This is a genomic window from Brevundimonas viscosa (assembly GCF_900116065.1).
In the GTDB taxonomy this organism is placed as follows: domain Bacteria; phylum Pseudomonadota; class Alphaproteobacteria; order Caulobacterales; family Caulobacteraceae; genus Brevundimonas; species Brevundimonas viscosa.
On the sequence record NZ_FOZV01000004.1, the window covers coordinates 212909 to 229486 of the forward strand.

Annotated in this window: 19 protein-coding genes; 14 read left to right on the top strand and 5 right to left on the bottom strand. The window is 69.4% G+C overall.

Translation table 11 applies throughout. The features are described 5' to 3' along the window. Positions 1–42: 42 nt before the first annotated feature. Positions 43–1165 (top strand): peptide chain release factor 2 gene (prfB, locus tag BM333_RS09535; RefSeq protein ID WP_143105802.1). Its coding sequence is split into 2 segments (ribosomal slippage): positions 43–111 and positions 113–1165, totalling 1122 coding nucleotides; the frame shifts between segments, so codons are not numbered across the junction. Between the two features lie 43 nt (positions 1166–1208). Here prfB and BM333_RS09540 read toward each other — a convergent pair. The 4 genes from BM333_RS09540 to tyrS form a co-directional block, all read right to left on the bottom strand. Continuing rightward, a complete protein-coding gene (locus BM333_RS09540; RefSeq protein ID WP_092310368.1) occupies positions 1209–1787 on the bottom strand; it encodes a bactofilin family protein in 579 nt (192 codons plus the stop codon). Then, positions 1771–2922: a M23 family metallopeptidase gene (locus BM333_RS09545; protein ID WP_092310372.1), complete on the bottom strand. Its 1152-nt coding sequence runs from the start codon at positions 2920–2922 to the stop codon at positions 1771–1773. Before BM333_RS09545 ends, BM333_RS09540 begins: the two co-directional genes overlap by 17 nt. Positions 2923–3120: 198 nt before the next feature. Next, on the bottom strand, positions 3121–3588 hold the full coding sequence (locus tag BM333_RS09550; protein ID WP_092310375.1) for a peroxiredoxin: 468 nt from the start codon (positions 3586–3588) through the stop codon (positions 3121–3123). 9 nt (positions 3589–3597) lie between these two features. Next, the gene (tyrS, locus tag BM333_RS09555) at positions 3598–4857 is read right to left on the bottom strand and encodes a tyrosine--tRNA ligase (protein ID WP_092310378.1); all 1260 of its coding nucleotides are present in this window, start codon (positions 4855–4857) and stop codon (positions 3598–3600) included. A 133-nt stretch (positions 4858–4990) separates the two neighbouring features. Here tyrS and BM333_RS09560 point away from each other — a divergent pair, with 133 nt between their 5' ends. From BM333_RS09560 to BM333_RS09585, 5 genes are all read left to right on the top strand, one after another. Then, entirely contained in the window at positions 4991–5482 is a 492-nt protein-coding gene (locus BM333_RS09560) for a DOMON-like domain-containing protein (RefSeq protein ID WP_245777218.1), read from the top strand. After that, entirely contained in the window at positions 5479–6681 is a 1203-nt protein-coding gene (locus tag BM333_RS09565) for an exo-beta-N-acetylmuramidase NamZ family protein (protein WP_092310384.1), read from the top strand. The genes BM333_RS09560 and BM333_RS09565 overlap by 4 nt, the downstream gene beginning before the upstream one ends. Positions 6682–6871: 190 nt before the next feature. Beyond that, complete coding sequence (locus BM333_RS09570) at positions 6872–7072, top strand: HP1242/YdcH family protein (RefSeq protein WP_177221855.1); 201 nt, start codon at positions 6872–6874, stop codon at positions 7070–7072. Between the two features lie 28 nt (positions 7073–7100). Further along, a complete protein-coding gene (locus BM333_RS09575; RefSeq protein WP_092310390.1) occupies positions 7101–8078 on the top strand; it encodes a TerC family protein in 978 nt (325 codons plus the stop codon). Positions 8079–8145: 67 nt separating this feature from the next. After that, positions 8146–8841, top strand: a complete 696-nt coding sequence (locus tag BM333_RS09585; RefSeq protein WP_245777219.1) for a DUF6624 domain-containing protein — start codon at positions 8146–8148, stop codon at positions 8839–8841. A gap of 8 nt (positions 8842–8849) precedes the next feature. Here the strand turns inward: BM333_RS09585 and BM333_RS09590 are convergent, their stop codons facing one another. Continuing rightward, positions 8850–9500 (bottom strand): alpha/beta hydrolase, encoded by a 651-nt coding sequence (locus tag BM333_RS09590; RefSeq protein ID WP_092310399.1) that lies wholly within the window; start codon positions 9498–9500, stop codon positions 8850–8852. Between the two features lie 161 nt (positions 9501–9661). Here BM333_RS09590 and BM333_RS09595 point away from each other — a divergent pair, with 161 nt between their 5' ends. The 8 genes from BM333_RS09595 to BM333_RS09630 are packed head-to-tail and all read left to right on the top strand — an operon-like array spanning position 9662 to position 16572. Continuing rightward, positions 9662–10141, top strand: coding sequence for an Rrf2 family transcriptional regulator (locus BM333_RS09595; protein WP_092310402.1), 480 nt, complete (start codon positions 9662–9664; stop codon positions 10139–10141). Then, positions 10138–11274, top strand: a complete 1137-nt coding sequence (locus BM333_RS09600; protein ID WP_092310405.1) for a cysteine desulfurase family protein — start codon at positions 10138–10140, stop codon at positions 11272–11274. Before BM333_RS09595 ends, BM333_RS09600 begins: the two co-directional genes overlap by 4 nt. A gap of 2 nt (positions 11275–11276) precedes the next feature. After that, on the top strand, positions 11277–12743 hold the full coding sequence (gene sufB / locus BM333_RS09605; RefSeq protein WP_092310408.1) for a Fe-S cluster assembly protein SufB: 1467 nt from the start codon (positions 11277–11279) through the stop codon (positions 12741–12743). Continuing rightward, positions 12740–13183 (top strand): hypothetical protein, encoded by a 444-nt coding sequence (locus BM333_RS09610; protein ID WP_143105803.1) that lies wholly within the window; start codon positions 12740–12742, stop codon positions 13181–13183. Before sufB ends, BM333_RS09610 begins: the two co-directional genes overlap by 4 nt. A gap of 2 nt (positions 13184–13185) precedes the next feature. Beyond that, the gene (gene sufC / locus BM333_RS09615) at positions 13186–13935 is read left to right on the top strand and encodes a Fe-S cluster assembly ATPase SufC (RefSeq protein WP_092310414.1); all 750 of its coding nucleotides are present in this window, start codon (positions 13186–13188) and stop codon (positions 13933–13935) included. Next, a complete protein-coding gene (gene sufD / locus BM333_RS09620; protein WP_092310417.1) occupies positions 13932–14960 on the top strand; it encodes a Fe-S cluster assembly protein SufD in 1029 nt (342 codons plus the stop codon). The genes sufC and sufD overlap by 4 nt, the downstream gene beginning before the upstream one ends. Further along, positions 14939–16180 (top strand): aminotransferase class V-fold PLP-dependent enzyme, encoded by a 1242-nt coding sequence (locus tag BM333_RS09625; RefSeq protein WP_092310420.1) that lies wholly within the window; start codon positions 14939–14941, stop codon positions 16178–16180. Before sufD ends, BM333_RS09625 begins: the two co-directional genes overlap by 22 nt. Beyond that, on the top strand, positions 16177–16572 hold the full coding sequence (locus BM333_RS09630; RefSeq protein WP_092310423.1) for an SUF system Fe-S cluster assembly protein: 396 nt from the start codon (positions 16177–16179) through the stop codon (positions 16570–16572). The genes BM333_RS09625 and BM333_RS09630 overlap by 4 nt, the downstream gene beginning before the upstream one ends. Positions 16573–16578 lie beyond the last annotated feature (6 nt).

Sequence of the window (16578 nt, forward strand, 5' to 3'; positions counted from 1 at the left end):
AACGGCGCGCCGTTCCCTTTTCTGTTGTCGCAGGAGTTTGCGATGAGACCGGATGTCGAGGCCATGAAGGCCGACATCGAGCAGAGCATCGCTCTGCTCAGGAGGCGTCTTTGACTGGGATGCCGCACTCAGGAAGCTCGACGAGCTGAACGCCCGGGTCGAGGATCCGACCCTGTGGGACAGGCCCGACGAGGCCCAGGCCGTCAGCCGCGACCGCTCGCGGCTGGAGGCGCAGGTCAACGCCGTCCGCGAGATGGAGCAGGGTCTCGAGGACGGGATCATGCTCGCCGACATGGCCGACGAGGAAGGCGACGAAGAGGCGCTGGAGGGCGCCCGCGCCGACCTGAAGGCGATCAAGGACCGCGCCGCCCGCGCCGAGCTGGAGGCGCTGCTGTCCGGCGAGGCCGACGGCAACGACGCCTATCTGGAGGTCAACTCCGGGGCCGGCGGCACGGAATCGAACGACTGGGCCGGCATGCTGCTGCGCATGTATTCGCGCTGGGCGCGGGCGCATGGCTACGAGGTCGAGGTGGAAGCCGAGGAGGCCGGCGAGCAGGCCGGCATCAAGTCGGCCACCATCCAGATCAAGGGGCCCAACGCCTACGGCTGGCTGAAGTCGGAATCGGGGGTGCACCGGCTGGTGCGCATCAGCCCCTATGACGCGGCGGCCAAGCGCCACACCTCGTTCGCGTCCATCGGGGTGTCGCCGGTGGTCGACGACGCCATCGAGATCGACATCAACCCGGCCGACGTGCGCACCGACACCTACCGGGCCTCGGGCGCCGGCGGCCAGCACATCAACAAGACCGACTCGGCGGTGCGCCTGACCCACGTTCCGACCAACACCGTGGTGGCCTGCCAGGCCGGGCGATCCCAGCACCAGAACCGCGAACAGGCGTGGAAGATGCTGCGCGCCCGCCTGTATGAGCTGGAGCTGCAGAAGCGTGAGGCGGCGGCGCAGGCGCTGGCCGACGCCAAGACCGACATCGGCTGGGGGCACCAGATCCGCAGCTACGTCCTGCAGCCGTACCAGATGGTCAAGGACCTGCGCACCAACGTCGAAACGTCCGACACGCAGGGCGTGCTGGACGGAGACCTCGACCAGTTCATGGGCGCGGCGCTGGCCGCCCGCGTCGGCGAGACGCGCGGTTCGACGGCGGAATGAACAGGGCCCCGGGATCGCTCCCGGGGCCCTTTGTCTGGCCGGTTCAGGCCACCGGCTTCATGTCGATGACCTGCGGGCGGTCGTCGCCGTGCGGCGGGGCGACGCTGGCGGCCGGGGTCGACGGCTGCGCCGCGGCCGGGCGAGCGGCGGGCGGCGCCTCGCGGCGACCCTGCAGGACCCGGCCCTGGAAGTAGGCGCCGATGTCGATCGACAACTGCTCTGCGGTGATGTCGCCGTCGACGTAGGCGGTGGCGATCAGCTTGACCTGCTTGCCCGACACGGCGCCGACGATGCGGCCGCGCACCTCGACATAGTCGGCCGAGACGTTGCCCTCGACCGCGCCGGTCTCGCCGACGATCAGGCGTCCGACGCGGACGTCGCCCTTGATCGCGCCGTCGATCTGCAGATCGCCGCCGCCAGAGACGTTGCCGTCGAACTGGAGATCGGACGACAGGGTCGACAGGCCGCGCGTGCTGGTCGGCGCCGGGGACGGCGCCCGGGCGGCGGGGGCAGCGCCGGGGACCGGCAGATCCGGCAGCGGCGGAATGGCCGAGCCGGAGGCCGCGCGCGGCTGCTGCGGCTGCTGCGGCTGGGGGGCGGGGGATTTAGTCTTGTTGAACAAGTTGGTCTCCGGCTCTCATGAATCGGGCGGGGTTCTGCGGGCGACCGTCCATCCACACCTCGTAGTGCAGGTGGACGCCGGTGGAGCGTCCTGTGGTTCCCATGCCGCCGATGCGCTGACCGAGGGCGACCCGCTGGCCGGCGCGGACGATCATGGAGTTCAGATGGGCGAAACGCGTCTTGAAGCCTCGCCCGTGATCTATCTCGACCACGTTTCCATAGCCTGAACGGGGGCCGACATAGGAAACGACGCCGGGGGCGGTGGCGTAGATCGGCGTGTTGAGCGGTCCGGCGAAGTCCTGGCCCTGGTGCACGGCCGGGCGGCCGTTGAACGGGTCGAAGCGAACGCCGAAGCCGGACGTGGTGCGCGTCAGGGTCGGGCGCCGGAAGGGCAGGCCCTCGGCGGCGTCGGCCAGGCTGCGCATGTCGTTCAGATTGTCGGCGGCGTTGCGGATGCGGACGGCGAAGGCCTCGTCCACGTCCAGAACCACGCCCAGCGCGTGCGGGTCACGGGCCTCGACCAGCGGGCCGCCGAGAGCCGTGTCGCGCGGCGCATAGGCGGCCGGGTTGAGGCCGGCGAGACGAAAGGCGAGGCGCAGGCGCTCGGCGCGGGTGCGGGCGACGTCCTCCGCCCGGGCGATCAGGCGTTCCTGGTCCATGCGGACCGCGACCATCCGCTGCACCGGCGAGCTCCGGGCCGGGTCCGGCCCCGGCGAGGGAGCCAGCAGGGTCTCCGCCCCGTCGACGCCGCGGAACAGCGTCATCACCTGGGTCAGGGCGGCGTGCCGCCGCTCGACCATGGTCGCCATGTCGTCGATCGACCCGGTTGTCGCGCTCATGCGCACCACGGCGCTGTCCAGTCGCGCCTGCAGATCGGCGTTCAGGCGCTCCGCCTCGGCGCGGGTGCGCACGACGGCCCGGTCGGCCTGGCTCTGCAGCACGAGGTCATAGAGGAAGCCGCCGGATGCGATCAGGAACCAGCCGCCGAGCAGCACGGCGGCGACGGCGGCCATCGCCTGACGTCCCGGCGTGAGGGCCCAGGCGCGGACCTCCTCGCCGTCGCGAAGGTAGACATACCGGACCGGAAACCACCGTCCGATCAGAGAAGGTCCTGGAGTCCTCTCCGTCTCGGTCATAACGCAACGCCCCCACGTTCGGCGGCTTTATGAGCCACCGTGGGGGCTGGGGACAAGTCTCTTCACGACTTGTTAACCATGCTGGCGGGCATTCGCGGGAATTCCGCCGGTATTCGGATCGAAACTTCGCCTGTCAGTTGCAGACGCGAATCTGCACGAAGACTCGCGTCACCGGAGCGAGATCAGATTCGCGCCAAGTCAGAGCGCCCGGACCGCCGCGAGCACTTCGGAGGCGTGGCCCTTGACCGAGACCCTGCGCCAGGCGCGCCGGACGACGCCCTGACCGTCGACGAGGAAGGTGGCGCGCTCGACGCCCATATAGGTGCGGCCGTACAGCTTCTTCTCGCCCCAGACGCCCCAGGCTTCGGTGACGCTCCCCGCTTCGTCGGAGGCGAGCGCGACCTTCAGATCGTACTTGTCCCGGAAGCGATCCAGCCTCCGCACCGGATCGCGGGAGACGCCGATCACCGTCGCGCCCGCCGCCTCGAACTCGCCGATCAGGGCCGAGAAGTCCTGGCCCTCGGCGGTGCAGCCGGGAGTATCGGCCTTCGGGTAGAAGTAGAGGACATAGGGCCGGCCCGTGAGGGAGGCCGAGGAGACGCGGCCGCCGCCGGCGGTCTCCATGTCGAAGGCCGGGGCCTTCGCCCCTTCAGCGATCTCGGTCATGCGGCTCTCTCAGACGGGACGGACGAGGACGATCTTCTTCTTGCCGGCGGCCAGTTTGAAGACGCCGTCGGCGTTGACGTCGGCGGCCTCAACCAGCCGGGCGCCGTCGGCGATGGCCTCGTCGTTCAGACGAAGACCGCCGCCCTGGGCGAGGCGGCGCGCCTCGCCGTTCGAGGTGGTCAGTCCGGCCTTCGTCGCCACCGCGGCGAGCATGGCGCCGATCACCTCGTCCCGCGGCAGTTCGACGGTCGGCAGGTCGACGGAGAGGCGGCCCTGCTCGAAGGCCGCCTCGGCGGCGCCGCGGGCGTGGGCGGCGGCGTCGGCGCCGTGCAGCATGGTGGTCGCGGCGTCGGCCAGGGCCTTCTTGGCGTCGTTGATCCCCGCCCCCTCGAGCGCCTCCAGCCGGGCGACCTCGTCCAGCGGCAGGTCGGTGAACAGGCGCAGGAAGCGGCCGACGTCGGCGTCGTCGACGTTCCGCCAGAACTGCCAGTAGTCGTACGGCGACAGCTGGTCGGCGTTGAGCCACACCGCGCCCTGGGCGGTCTTGCCCATCTTGCCGCCCGAGGCGGTGGTCAGCAGGGGGGTGGTCAGGCCGAAGGCGGCCTTCTGATCCACGCGGCGCACCAGGTCGACGCCGGAAGTGATGTTCCCCCACTGGTCCGAGCCGCCCATCTGCAGGGTGCAGCCGAAGCGGCGGTTCAGCTCCAGAAAGTCCACCGACTGCATCAGCATGTAGTTGAACTCGAGGAAGGTCATCGGTTGCTCGCGTTCCAGCCGCAGCTTGACCGAGTCGAAGGCCAGCATCCGGTTGACGGTGAAGTGCGTGCCGAAGTCGCGCAGGAACTGGATGTAGCCGAAGGTCGACAGCCACTCGTCGTTGTCGACCATGACGGCGTCGGTCGGGCCGTCGCCGAAGGTGAGGAATTTCTCGAACACGGTGCGGATCGAGGCGATGTTCGAGCGGATGGTCTCGTCGGTCAGCTGCGGCCGCGAGGCGTCCTTGCCGGTCGGGTCGCCGACCTTGGTGGTGCCGCCGCCCATCAGGACGATCGGCTTGTGGCCGGCCTGCTGCAGCCGGCGCAGCATCATGATCTGGATCAGGCTGCCGACGTGCAGCGACGGGGCGGTGGCGTCGAAGCCGATGTAGCCGGTGATCACGCCGGAGGCGGCCGCTTCGTCGAGCTCGGCCGGGTGGGTGATCTGATGGATGTAGCCGCGCGCCTGCAGGGTCTGGAGGAAGGACGACTTGAAGGCGGGGTCGGCGGTCATCGGCTCGGGATCAGGCTTGGCTTGGGGAGGGAAGGGGCGTGTAGCACGCGGGCGGCGCGCCCCGTAAGCGGGGCTGACCGTTTGAACGCGACCGGGCCTGCGCTATCGACGTCAGATGCGACTGGCGCGGCTGATGCCCCATCCCGAGACGTCCTCGCCCTTCGTGGACGAGATCGAGGTCCAGTTGGACCGGGACGGCCTGCTGCTGTGGTTGCGATATACTGTCGGCGGCGACCCCTCGGCCATTGCGTGGCCAGCGCCCGCCAGTCCTGGCCGGGCCGACGACCTCTGGCGGCATACCTGCTTCGAGGTCTTCGTGGCGACCGGCGACGGCTATGTGGAATACAACCTCTCGCCGTCGGGGCGGTGGGCATCCTACCGTTTCGACGGACCGCGCATGGGCATGCGCGCGGCGGATGAGGTGGCGGCGGTGCTCGGCATGGACGGCGCCTTCGACCAGTCGGCGCTGGAAGCGCGGATCGAACTGCCCCCCGGGGCTCGCCGGCTGGGGCTGTCCTGCGTGATCGAAGACCGGAACGGCGCCTTCAGCTACTGGGCGCTGGCGCACCCGTCGGCTAAGCCCGACTTCCATCATCCGGATTCCTTCCTGCTGGAGCTGCCATGAAGTTCGGGATCGACCGCCTGCTGACCGAGCCCGGGCTGTCGCAGGCGCTGCGCGGGCGGCGCGTGGCCCTGCTGGGCCATCCGGCCTCGGTGACCGCCGACCTGACGCATTCGCTCGACGCGCTGGCGACGCATCCGGACATCACCCTGACCGCCGCGTTCGGGCCGCAGCACGGCATGCGCGGCGACCTGCAGGACAACATGATGGAGAGCCCGGACGAGACCGACGCCCGGCTCGGGATTCCGGTGTTCAGCCTCTACGGCGAGGTGCGGCGGCCGACCGACGCCTCGATGGAGACCTTCGACGTCCTGCTGGTCGATCTGCAGGACCTGGGCTGCCGCATCTACACCTTCGTGACGACGCTGCTTTACGTCCTCGAGGCGGCGGCGAAACACGGCAAGGCCGTCTGGGTGCTGGACCGTCCCAATCCGGCCGGGCGGCCGGTCGAGGGGCTGACGCTGCGGCCGGGGTGGGAGAGCTTCGTCGGGGCCGGGCCGATGCCGATGCGGCACGGCATGACCCTGGGCGAGATGGGGCGCTGGTTCATCGACCAGCACAATCTCGATCTGGAGTACCGCGTGGTCGAGATGCAGGGCTGGGCGCCGGATGAGGGGCCCGGCTTCGGCTGGCCGCTGGGCGAGCGCAGCTGGATCAATCCCAGCCCTAACGCACCGAACCTGTCGATGGCGCGGGCCTATGCGGGCACGGTCATGCTGGAGGGGACCACCCTGTCCGAGGGGCGCGGGACCACCCGTCCGCTGGAGTTGTTCGGGGCGCCGGACGTCGACGCGCGAGCGGTGACCGCGGAGATGCAGGCCCTGGCGCCGCAATGGCTGCAGGGTTGCCGGCTGAGGGACGTCTGGTTCCAGCCGACCTTCCACAAGCACGTGGGCCAGCTGTGCGCGGGGGTGCAGATCCACGTCGACGACCCGGCCTACGACCACGCCGCCTTCCGGCCCTGGCGGCTGCAGGCGCTGGCCTTCAAGTCGATCCGGCGGCTTCGCCCCGACTATCCGCTGTGGCGGGACTTCCCCTACGAATACGTCTTCGACCGGCTGGCGATCGACGTGATCAACGGCGGGCCGGGGCTGCGCGAGTGGGTTGACGACCCGGCCGGCGCCCCGGGCGACCTCGACGCCCTCACCCTGCCGGACGAGCGGGCGTGGGAGGAAGGGCGCCGGCGCTTCCTGCTCTACTGAGACGAGCTGACAGTTTGTCGCGTTGCCGGGTCGGGCGACGGCGCCTAGTCTGATCGTGCGGACCGGGCCCCTCTGGCGACCATGTGGTCGTGATGTCGGTCCGCATCGAGCGTGCTCGATGCGTGACAGGGCCCAGCCGTTTCCCGTCCCGGTCAGGCATCGAGCCGCTCCTCACACAGAGGAGACGACCATGCTGCACATCCAACTGTATCGCGCCCGCCGGGACCATGCCCGGCTGGGATATCTGATCGATCTGGAACAGCGCCGCCTGCGCCCCGATGCGCCGCGTCTGGCGGAGCTCAAGAAGCGAAAGCTGGCGGCCCGGGACCGCATCGCGGGGCTGGAGGCGCGCCAGGCTGACGGCGTGACCCCGCCGCCGCAGACCGCCTGACGCTCCCGAAATCCCAGGAATAATTCGCATGGAATTCCTGCTCGCCGAGTGGCTCGGCAAGCCGGCCTGGATGTGGCTGGCCTTCATGACCGTGGTCGTCGCCCTGCTGGCGCTCGACCTCGGCGTCCTGCACCGCGACCAGCACGAGATCGGGGTGCGCGAAAGCCTGCTGTTGTCGGGCATGTACATCGTCATCGCCCTGCTCTTCGGCGGCTGGGTGTGGTGGGAGCTCGGCCGGCAGTCCGGCATCGAGTACCTGACCGGCTTCGCGGTCGAGAAGAGCCTGGCGATGGACAACGTCTTCGTCATCGCCATGATCTTCGGCTACTTCGCCATCCCGCGGGCGCTGCAGCACCGGGTGCTGTTCTGGGGCATCCTCGGGGTCATCGTGCTGCGCGCGGTGATGATCGGCGCCGGGGCGGCGCTGGTCAGCCAGTATGGCTGGGTGCTCTACATTTTCGCGGCCTTCCTGGTGTTCACCGGGATCAAGATGTTCTTCGCCGGCGAAGGCCACGGCGACGTCGGCGACAATCCGATGGTCCGGTGGATGCGGCGGCGGCTGCGGGTCACCGACGTCCTGCACGGCCAGAAGTTCTTCGTGCGCCAGCCGGATGCGCGCGGGAGGATGGTGTGGTGGGCCACGCCGATGTTCCTCGCCCTGGTGATGATCGAGATCGCCGACGTGATCTTCGCGGTCGACTCGGTGCCGGCGATCTTCGCCATCACCACCGATCCCTACCTCGTCTACACCTCGAACATCTTCGCCATCCTCGGCCTCCGGGCCCTGTATTTCGCCCTCGCCGCGGTGATCCACCGCTTCGCCTATCTGAAGCAGGCGCTGGCGGTGCTGCTGGTGTTCATCGGCGGCAAGGTGTTCGTGGCCGACCTGACCGGGCTGGGGAAAATCCCGCCGGAGTGGTCGCTGGCGATCACGGCGCTGATCCTCGCCAGCGGGGTGGTCTGGTCGCTGTGGAGGACGCGGGGGGAGGCGGAGAGGGCGGCCTGACGGCCCACAACCTGCCACGATCCTGTCGCCAGATGCGCTCACCTGAGGTTGTGCCGGGGACGTTTCCATGATCGCCGCCCTGTTGTTCGCTGTCGCCCTGATCGTCCAGGACCCGGTCGGTCTCAGCCCGGAGGCGCGGGCGCTGATCGCGCCGGTGGCCGAGGCGATCGCGGCGGAGGAGGCGCGGCAGGCCGCCCTTCCGCCGCCGGCGGACGTGCGGGAGCGGCTTGAGCGGATGGGTCAGCTCGATCAGGCCGGCCGGCGCGCGGCGGTCAGGGTCGACCTGGGCGGTCTTCCAGAGAACGAAAGGGCAGCCGCCTCAAGCGCGCTGCGCGCCTCGATCGCAGCCATGGACGACCGCCTGTTGGCGGAACTTCTGCCGCTGGTTCCCGAGTCGGGCTGGTTCACGCCCGACGAATATGGGGAGAAGGCTTCCAGCGCCGCCTTCCTCATCATCCAGCACTCCGACATTGAACAATGGCGGCGCTTCGTGCCGGTGCTGGAGCCGCTCGCCCTCGCGGGCGAGATCGACGGACAGGACTACGGGTTGATGTACGACCGGCTCGCCATCAGCGAAGGCCGGCTGCAGCGCTATGGCACCCAGGTGACCTGCACGGCCGGGAAGTACGTGATCGACTGGGGCAACATAGAGGACCCAGAAAACGTCGATGCGCGCCGCAGGGCCCTCGGCTTCCCTTGGACACTGGCGGAGTATGAGCAGTCGTTCGCCGACTACCCGCCGTGCGAGGAGGAATTCCGCTAGCCCCGGCCTCAGGCCGGCTTCTCTTCCAGGCGCTTGTCCAGATAGGCGCCGACGCGGCGTTCGACGGCGTCGAGGTGGTCCTGCCAGAAGTGGCTGGCGCCTTCCTCGAGCTCGTAGTCGATGACGATGCCCTTCTGGGTGCGCAGCTTGTTGACCACGCGCTCGACCTCAACCGGCGGCACCACCGTGTCGGCGGTGCCGTGCAGGAACAGGCCCGAGGCGGGGCAGGGGGCGAGGAAGCTGAAGTCGTACATGTTCGACGGCGGCGACACCGAGATGAAGCCGTCGGTCTCGGGCCGGCGCATCAGCAGCTGCATACCGATGTAGGCCCCGAACTGGTAGCCCGCGACCCAGGTCTGGGTGGCGGCGGGGTTGTTGGCCTGCAGCCAGTCCAGGGCGGTGGCCGCGTCGGCCAGTTCGCCGACGCCGGAGTCGAACTCGCCCTGGGACTTGCCGACGCCGCGGCTGTTGTAACGCAGGGTGGCGAAGCCGCGCTTGACGAACAGCTGGTACAGGGTCACCGCCACCGGATTGTTCATGTGCCCGCCCGCCTTGGGGTGGGGGTGCAGGATCAGGGCGATCGGGGCGTTGGGGCGCTTGCCCGGGGAGTAGCGGCCTTCGATGCGTCCGGATGCGCCGGGCAGGATGACTTCAGGCATGGGCGGTCGAGAATCCCGTGTTCAACTGTCATTTCGCAGGCGCGTAATACTTGACCGCGCCAGTAGGACTTTCTAAGTCCCGCCTGCGCTGCGCCGCCTTCGCGAAGGCGCGGGTTCTAGCACAGGAGCCCCGAAAAGCGCGCGATTTTTGAGGGTGCGCGATGCGACTGTCGACCAAGGGACGATACGCCGTCATGGCCATGGCCGACCTGGCCAAGAACGGGCGCGGGCCCGACGGCGCCAGCCGGGCCGTGTCGCTGGCCGAGATCGCGGCGCGGCAGGAGATTTCCCTGAGCTATCTGGAGCAGCTGTTCGCGCGGCTGCGCAAGGGCGGGCTGGTGCAGAGCGTGCGCGGGCCGGGGGGCGGATACCGGCTGGCCAAGGCCGCGCACGAGACAGTGGTGGCCGAGATCGTGCTGGCTGTCGACGAGCCGATCCGGGCGACCCGCTGCGTGGCCCACTCCTCGCCCAAGGGCTGCATGATGGGCGGCGAGCGCTGCATCACCCACAATCTCTGGGAAGACCTCGGCGCCGAGATCCACGCCTATCTGGCGGCCGTCTCGCTGGAGGACGTGGTGATGAACCGCACCGGCGGGCGGCGCCGGTCGGCGACGAGCGCGGAAATGGGGGCGGCGGCGTGAGCGTCTATCTGGATTACAACGCCTCGGGCCTGGTGCGCCCGGAGGTCCGCGAAGCCATGGCCGAGGCGCTGGCCGACGGCGGCAACCCCAACGCCGTGCACGCCGCGGGTCGGCGGGCGCGGGCGCGCGTCGAGAATGCGCGGGCCCGGGTCGCCGATCTGGTCGGGGCCGATCCGACGGCGATCGTCTTCTCCTCAGGCGGGACCGAGTCCAACGCCCAGGCGGTGGCCAGCGCCTTGGCGGCCGGGTGCGAGCGGGTGATCGTCTCGGCGACCGAGCATCCCTGCGTGGCCGAGGCGGCCGCGGTGTCCGGCGCGCCGGTCGAGGTGTTGCCGGTGGACGGCGACGGCCTGGTCGACCTGGCCTGGCTGGCCGACGCCCTGAAGCGGCCGGGGCGGCCGCTGGTCGCCATCCACCATGCGAACAACGAGTCGGGGGTGATCCAGCCGATCGCCGAGGCGGCGCAGTGGATCCGCGCCGCGGGCGGCTGGCTGCACGTCGACGCCATCCAGTCAGCGGGCAAGGTACCGGTCGACATGCGCGACCTCGACGCCGACAGCCTGACCCTGTCGGCGCACAAGCTGGGCGGGCCGCAGGGCGTCGGCGCGCTGGTGCTGAAGGCCGGGCGCGAGGCGGTGAAGATCCTGCACGGGGCCGGACAGGAGCGCGGCCTGCGCGCCGGCACCGAGAACACGCCGGGCATCGTCGGCTTCGGCGTGGCCGCCGACTGCGCGGCCCGCGACCTGTCCCACGCCATGGCGCACGCCAGCTGGCGCGACGCGGCCGAGGCGAAGGTGAAGGCCGCGGGGGCGACCGTCGTCGGCGAGGGCGCGCCGCGCCTGCCCAACACCCTCTTCATGGCCGTCGAGGGCTGGGACAGCCCGCAACAGCTGATCACGCTGGATCTGGCCGGGGTGATGATCTCGGCCGGCAGCGCCTGCTCCTCGGGCAAGACGAAGCCGTCGAAGACCATGCTGGCCATGGGGCTGGCGCCGCTGGCCACCGGCGCCGTGCGCGTCTCGGGCGGCTGGGGGACCACCGAACAGGATTGGATCCGCTTCGCCGACGCCTGGGTCGCGGCTTGGCAAAAGCATAGCGCGCGCCTGAGAGAGCGCGCGAAGGAAGTCGCTTAACCATGGCCGCCGTCAAGGAAACCGTCGAAGCCGTCGCTGCGCTGGAGAAGTATGCGCACGGCTTCACCTCGGACATCGAGCAGGAGTTCGCGCCCAAGGGTCTGAACGCCGACATCGTCCGCTTCATCTCGGAGAAGAAGGGCGAGCCGGAATGGATGCTGGAGTGGCGGCTGGCCGCCTTCGAGCGCTGGCAGGCGATGGAGGAGCCCACCTGGGCCTCGGTCCGCTACGATCCGGTCGACTATCAGGACCTGTACTACTACGCCGCGCCCAAGAAGAAGGCGGGGCCGAAGAGCCTCGACGAGGTCGATCCGGAGCTGCTCGAGGTTTACGCCAAGCTGGGCATCCCGCTGAAGGAGCAGGAGGTTCTGGCCGGGGTCGAGGGCGCGCCGAAGGTGGCCGTGGACGCCGTGTTCGACAGCGTCTCGGTGGTGACCACCTTCAAGAAGGAGCTGGCCAAGGCCGGGGTGATCTTCCTGCCGATGAGCGAGGCGATCCGCGAACATCCTGAGCTGGTGCGGCAATACCTCGGCTCGGTGGTGCCCGTGTCGGACAACTATTTCGCCGCCCTGAACAGCGCGGTCTTCTCGGACGGGTCGTTCGTCTACATCCCGCCGGGCGTGCGCTGCCCGATGGAGCTGTCGACCTATTTCCGCATCAACGCCAGCCAGACGGGGCAGTTCGAGCGGACCCTGATCATCGCCGACAAGGGCAGCTACGTTTCCTATCTCGAGGGCTGCACCGCGCCGATGCGCGACGAGAACCAGCTGCACGCCGCGGTGGTCGAGCTGGTCGCCCTGGACGACGCCGAGATCAAATATTCGACGGTGCAGAACTGGTATCCCGGCGACGCCGAGGGCCGGGGCGGCATCTACAACTTCGTCACCAAGCGCGCCGACTGCCGCGGCGACCGGTCGAAGGTGTCGTGGACCCAGGTCGAGACCGGTTCGGCGGTGACGTGGAAATACCCCTCGTGCCTGCTGAAAGGCGAGGAGAGCTCGGGCGAGTTCTACTCGATCGCCATCACCAACGGCCATCAGCAGGCCGACACCGGCACCAAGATGGTCCACCTCGGCAAGAACTCGAAGAGCCGGATCATCGCCAAGGCGGTGTCGGCCGGGAAGTCGGACTCGACCTACCGCGGCCTGGTGTCGGTGCACCCGAAGGCGACGGGCGTGCGGAACTTCACCCAGTGCGACTCCCTGCTCATCGGCAAGGACTGCGGCTCGCACACCATTCCGTACATCGAGGCCAAGAACGGTTCGGCCCATCTGGAGCACGAGGCGACGACCACCCGCCTGAGCGAGGACCAGCTGTTCTACGCCCAGCAGCGCGGCCTGTCGGAGGAGGAGGCGGTGGCCCTGCTGGTCAACGGCTTCGTCCGCGACGTGCTGCAGGAGCTGCCGATGGAGTTCGCCGTCGAGGCGCAGAAGCTGGTGGCGATTTCACTGGAAGGGAGCGTGGGGTGAATCTCGCGGGCGCATCACTTGCTCTCGTCGCCCCGCTGCTCGGTCTGGCCGCGTGCTCGTCGCCCGAAAGCGCGGAGCCCGCGCCCCATCCCAACAGGATGGAGCCAGTGTTCCAGGGGACCCTCGACACGGTCAATGGCCGCAAGGCGGCGAGCACCAAGGTGGAAGTTTCGCTCGGCGAACGCCAGTTCATGGTGGTGGCGGGTTGCGGACTTACCGCCGGTTACGCCGGGGGAGTGGTTAGGCGTGTCGGTCAACCCGCTCCGGCCTTGGGACCTTGTTCGGCTGACGATCTGCGAGACCTGATCGAGGTCGAAGCCATCGTCCGGGACAGTGCCACTGTCCAGTATGAAGAACACGAAAGCCTCGTTCTTACGGGCCGCGCCGGTGGTGTAGCCGTCTTCCTTCCCACGCCGTACTCCGGCGCATTTGTCGATTGATCATGCTCTCCATCTCCAACCTCCACGTCTCCGTCGGCGACAAGCCGATCCTCAAGGGCCTGTCGCTGGACGTGCCGGCGGGCGAGGTGCACGCCGTCATGGGGCCGAACGGGGCCGGCAAGTCGACGCTGGGCTACGCCCTGTCGGGACGGCCGGGCTACGAGGCGACCGAGGGCGCCGTCAGCTGGCGCGGCGAGGACCTGCTGGCGCTGGAGCCGGCCGAGCGGGCGGCCAAGGGCGTCTTCCTGTCGTTCCAGTATCCGATCGAGATTCCCGGCGTTCCGGCCCTGACCTTCGTGCGCACGGCGCTGAACGCACAGCGGCGGGCGCGCGGCGAAGAGGAGGTCTCGGCCCCCGCCTTCCTGAAGCTGGTCCGGGCGGCGTCGCAGGCGCTGAAGATGGACTTCGACATGCTCAAGCGGCCGCTCAACGTCGGCTTCTCGGGCGGCGAGAAGAAGCGGATGGAGATCCTGCAGATGGCCCTGCTGGAGCCGTCGCTGCTGATCCTCGACGAGACCGACTCGGGGCTGGACATCGACGCCCTGCGCATCGTCGCCGACGGGGTGAACGCCCTGCGCAGCCCGGAGCGGTCGATGCTGGTCATCACCCACTACCAGCGGCTGCTGGACTACATCAAACCGGACCGGGTGCACGTCATGGTCGCCGGCCGCATCGTGGCCTCGGGCGGGCCGGAGATGGCGCACCAGCTGGAGGCGGAAGGGTACGACAAGTATCTTCCGGAAGCGGCGTGAGCGCCCTGCCGGTTCTCGATCTTAAGGACGCGTCGAGCTTCCCGTCCCGGCGGGTCGAGGCGTGGAAATACAGTGACCTGAGGAAGTTTCTTCGCGAAGCGCCGCAGCTGTCGCCGTCGGCTACCATTCCGCTCGTCGGCGGTGGGCCGTTCGAGGCGCTGGGCGGCGAGGCCATGGTCTTCGTCAACGGCCGGCCGGTGGACGCCAGCGCCCGCGTGGTTTGCGGCGAGCAGACGGTGCGGCTCAGGCTGATCTCCAAGGCCGAAGGCACCGGCCACGCCGTCGCCGCCCGGATATCGGCGCGCGCCGGCGCCAAGCTGTTGGTGCTCGAGACGCATGAGGGCGAGGGCGCCGGCTATGTGGCCCACAACCGGCTGGAGTTGGACCTGGCCGAGGGGGCCGAGGTGACGCGCATCGTGCTGACCGACGAGCCCGGGGACGTCCTTTCGGTGACCCAGGCGGCGGTGCGGCTGGCCCGGGGCGCGCGGTATCGCCAGACGATCGTGGCGTCGGGCGCGAAGCTGCAACGGCTGGAGACCGAGGTCTCGCATCCGGGCCACGGCGCCGACGTCCGGCTGGACGGGGCCTATGTGCTGGACGGGAGCCGCCACGCGGACCTGACCAGCGTCGTCGACCATCTGGGCCGCGAGGGAACGACCTCGCAGCTGACCAAGGGGGTGGTGAAGGACACGGCGCGCGGCGTCTTCCAGGGCAAGATCATCGTCGAGCGCGGGGCCGACGGCACCGACGCCCGCATGGGCCACCATGCCCTGATCCTGTCGGAGCGCGGCGAGGTCGACGCCAAGCCGGAGCTGATCATCTATGCCGACGAGGTGCAGTGCGCGCACGGCAATACGGTCGGCAATCTGGACGCGAACGCCCTGTTCTACATGCAGCAGCGCGGCCTGCCGCTGGACGAGGCGCGGGCCCTCCTGACGGGGGCCTTCCTGATGGAGGTGATCGACCGGATCGAGACCGAGGGTCCGAGAGAGGTGGTGCGGGAATGGCTGACGGCTCGCCTGTGACCGCCCGCTTCGACCCCTACGCCGCCCGCGCGCAGTTCCCGATCCTGTCGCGGACGGTGAACGGCAAGCCGCTGGTCTATCTCGACTCGGCCGCCTCGGCGCAGAAGCCGCGGGCGGTGATCGGCACCCTGACGGGGGCGATGGAAGGGTCCTACGCCAACGTCCACCGCGGGCTGCACACCTTGGCCAACGAGACGACCGAGGCCTTCGAGGCGGCGCGCGAGAGCGTGGCCCGGCTGCTGAACGCGCCGGCGGCGTCGAACATCGTCTTCACCAAGGGCGGCACCGAGGCGATCAACCTGGTGGCCTCCAGCTTCGGCCAATCCATCCAGCCGGGCGACGAGATCATCGTCTCGGAGATGGAGCACCACTCCAACATCGTGCCGTGGCATCTCCTGCGCGAGCGGCGCGGCGCGGTGCTGAAGTGGATACCGGTGCTGGACGACGGCTCGCTGGACATGGCGGCCTACGCCGGGCTGCTGGGTCCGAAGACCCGCATGGTCGCGGTCACCCACATGTCGAACGTGCTAGGCACGATCAATCCGGTCGCCGAGATCACCCGGCTGGCCCACGCCGCGGGCGCGCGAGTGCTGATCGACGGCTGCCAGGGGGCGGTGCACGCCCGGCCCGACGTGCAGGCCATCGGCTGCGACTTCTACGTCTTCACCGGCCACAAGCTGTACGGCCCGACCGGCATCGGGGCTCTGTACGGAACGGCCGAGGCGCTGGAGGCCCTGCCGCCCTACCAGGGCGGGGGCGAGATGATCGAAACGGTCGAGCGCGAGCGGGTCACCTACGCCAGCCCGCCGCACCGATTCGAGGCGGGGACGCCGCCGATTCTCGAGGCGATCGGTCTCGGCGCGGCGATCGACTGGCTGGAGGGCTTCGACCGCGAGGCGGTGCTGGCCCATGAGCATGCGCTCTACGACCACGCCCGGGCGCGGCTGGAGGGCGTGAACTGGCTGCGCGTCATCGGCGAGGCTGAAGGGAAGGGGGCCATCCTGACCTTCACCGTCGACGGCGCCCACGCCCACGACATCGCCCAGGTGATGGACCGTTACGGCGTCGCCGTGCGGGCCGGCCTGCATTGCGCGGAGCCGCTGGCGAAAAGGTTCGGCCTGACGTCGAGCGCCCGCGCCTCCTTCGCCCTATATAACACCGTCGAGGACGCCGACGCCTTCGTCGACGCCCTGATCAAGGCCCGTGAGTTCTTCGCATGACGTCTGAAGCCGCCCGCAAGTCCGACGACGCCGCTTTCGCGGAAGCCTGGGACGCGCCGCAGAAAGGCGCGCTGGACCAGGCCGAGATCGATCGCCTGACCGACGCCATCATCGAGGCGCTGAAGACCGTCTACGACCCCGAAATCCCGGTCGACATCTACGAGCTGGGGCTGATCTACAAGGTCGACCTGTCCGACGAGCGGGACGTGGCGGTGGAGATGACCCTGACCGCGCCGGGCTGTCCGGTGGCGGGCGAGATGCCGGGCTGGGTCGAGGACGCCATCCGCAAGGTCGAGGGCGTGCGCTCGGTGCGGGCCGAACTGGTGTTCGATCCGCCGTGGGATCCCTCGAAGATGAGCGACGAGGCCAAGCTCTCGCTCAACATGTTCTGAGGTCCG

What these genes read in the sequence shown, in the direction of transcription:
- BM333_RS09545 (WP_092310372.1), bottom strand. Translation starts at nt 2,922, where the DNA reads ATGACCGAGACGGAGAGGACTCCAGGACCTTCTCTGATCGGACGGTGG.
- BM333_RS09550 (WP_092310375.1), bottom strand. Translation starts at nt 3,588, where the DNA reads ATGACCGAGATCGCTGAAGGGGCGAAGGCCCCGGCCTTCGACATGGAG.
- tyrS (WP_092310378.1), bottom strand. Translation starts at nt 4,857, where the DNA reads ATGACCGCCGACCCCGCCTTCAAGTCGTCCTTCCTCCAGACCCTGCAG.
- BM333_RS09560 (WP_245777218.1), top strand. Translation starts at nt 4,991, where the DNA reads ATGCCCCATCCCGAGACGTCCTCGCCCTTCGTGGACGAGATCGAGGTC.
- BM333_RS09565 (WP_092310384.1), top strand. Translation starts at nt 5,479, where the DNA reads ATGAAGTTCGGGATCGACCGCCTGCTGACCGAGCCCGGGCTGTCGCAG.
- BM333_RS09570 (WP_177221855.1), top strand. Translation starts at nt 6,872, where the DNA reads ATGCTGCACATCCAACTGTATCGCGCCCGCCGGGACCATGCCCGGCTG.
- BM333_RS09575 (WP_092310390.1), top strand. Translation starts at nt 7,101, where the DNA reads ATGGAATTCCTGCTCGCCGAGTGGCTCGGCAAGCCGGCCTGGATGTGG.
- BM333_RS09585 (WP_245777219.1), top strand. Translation starts at nt 8,146, where the DNA reads ATGATCGCCGCCCTGTTGTTCGCTGTCGCCCTGATCGTCCAGGACCCG.
- BM333_RS09590 (WP_092310399.1), bottom strand. Translation starts at nt 9,500, where the DNA reads ATGCCTGAAGTCATCCTGCCCGGCGCATCCGGACGCATCGAAGGCCGC.
- BM333_RS09595 (WP_092310402.1), top strand. Translation starts at nt 9,662, where the DNA reads ATGCGACTGTCGACCAAGGGACGATACGCCGTCATGGCCATGGCCGAC.
- sufB (WP_092310408.1), top strand. Translation starts at nt 11,277, where the DNA reads ATGGCCGCCGTCAAGGAAACCGTCGAAGCCGTCGCTGCGCTGGAGAAG.
- sufC (WP_092310414.1), top strand. Translation starts at nt 13,186, where the DNA reads ATGCTCTCCATCTCCAACCTCCACGTCTCCGTCGGCGACAAGCCGATC.
- BM333_RS09625 (WP_092310420.1), top strand. Translation starts at nt 14,939, where the DNA reads ATGGCTGACGGCTCGCCTGTGACCGCCCGCTTCGACCCCTACGCCGCC.
- BM333_RS09630 (WP_092310423.1), top strand. Translation starts at nt 16,177, where the DNA reads ATGACGTCTGAAGCCGCCCGCAAGTCCGACGACGCCGCTTTCGCGGAA.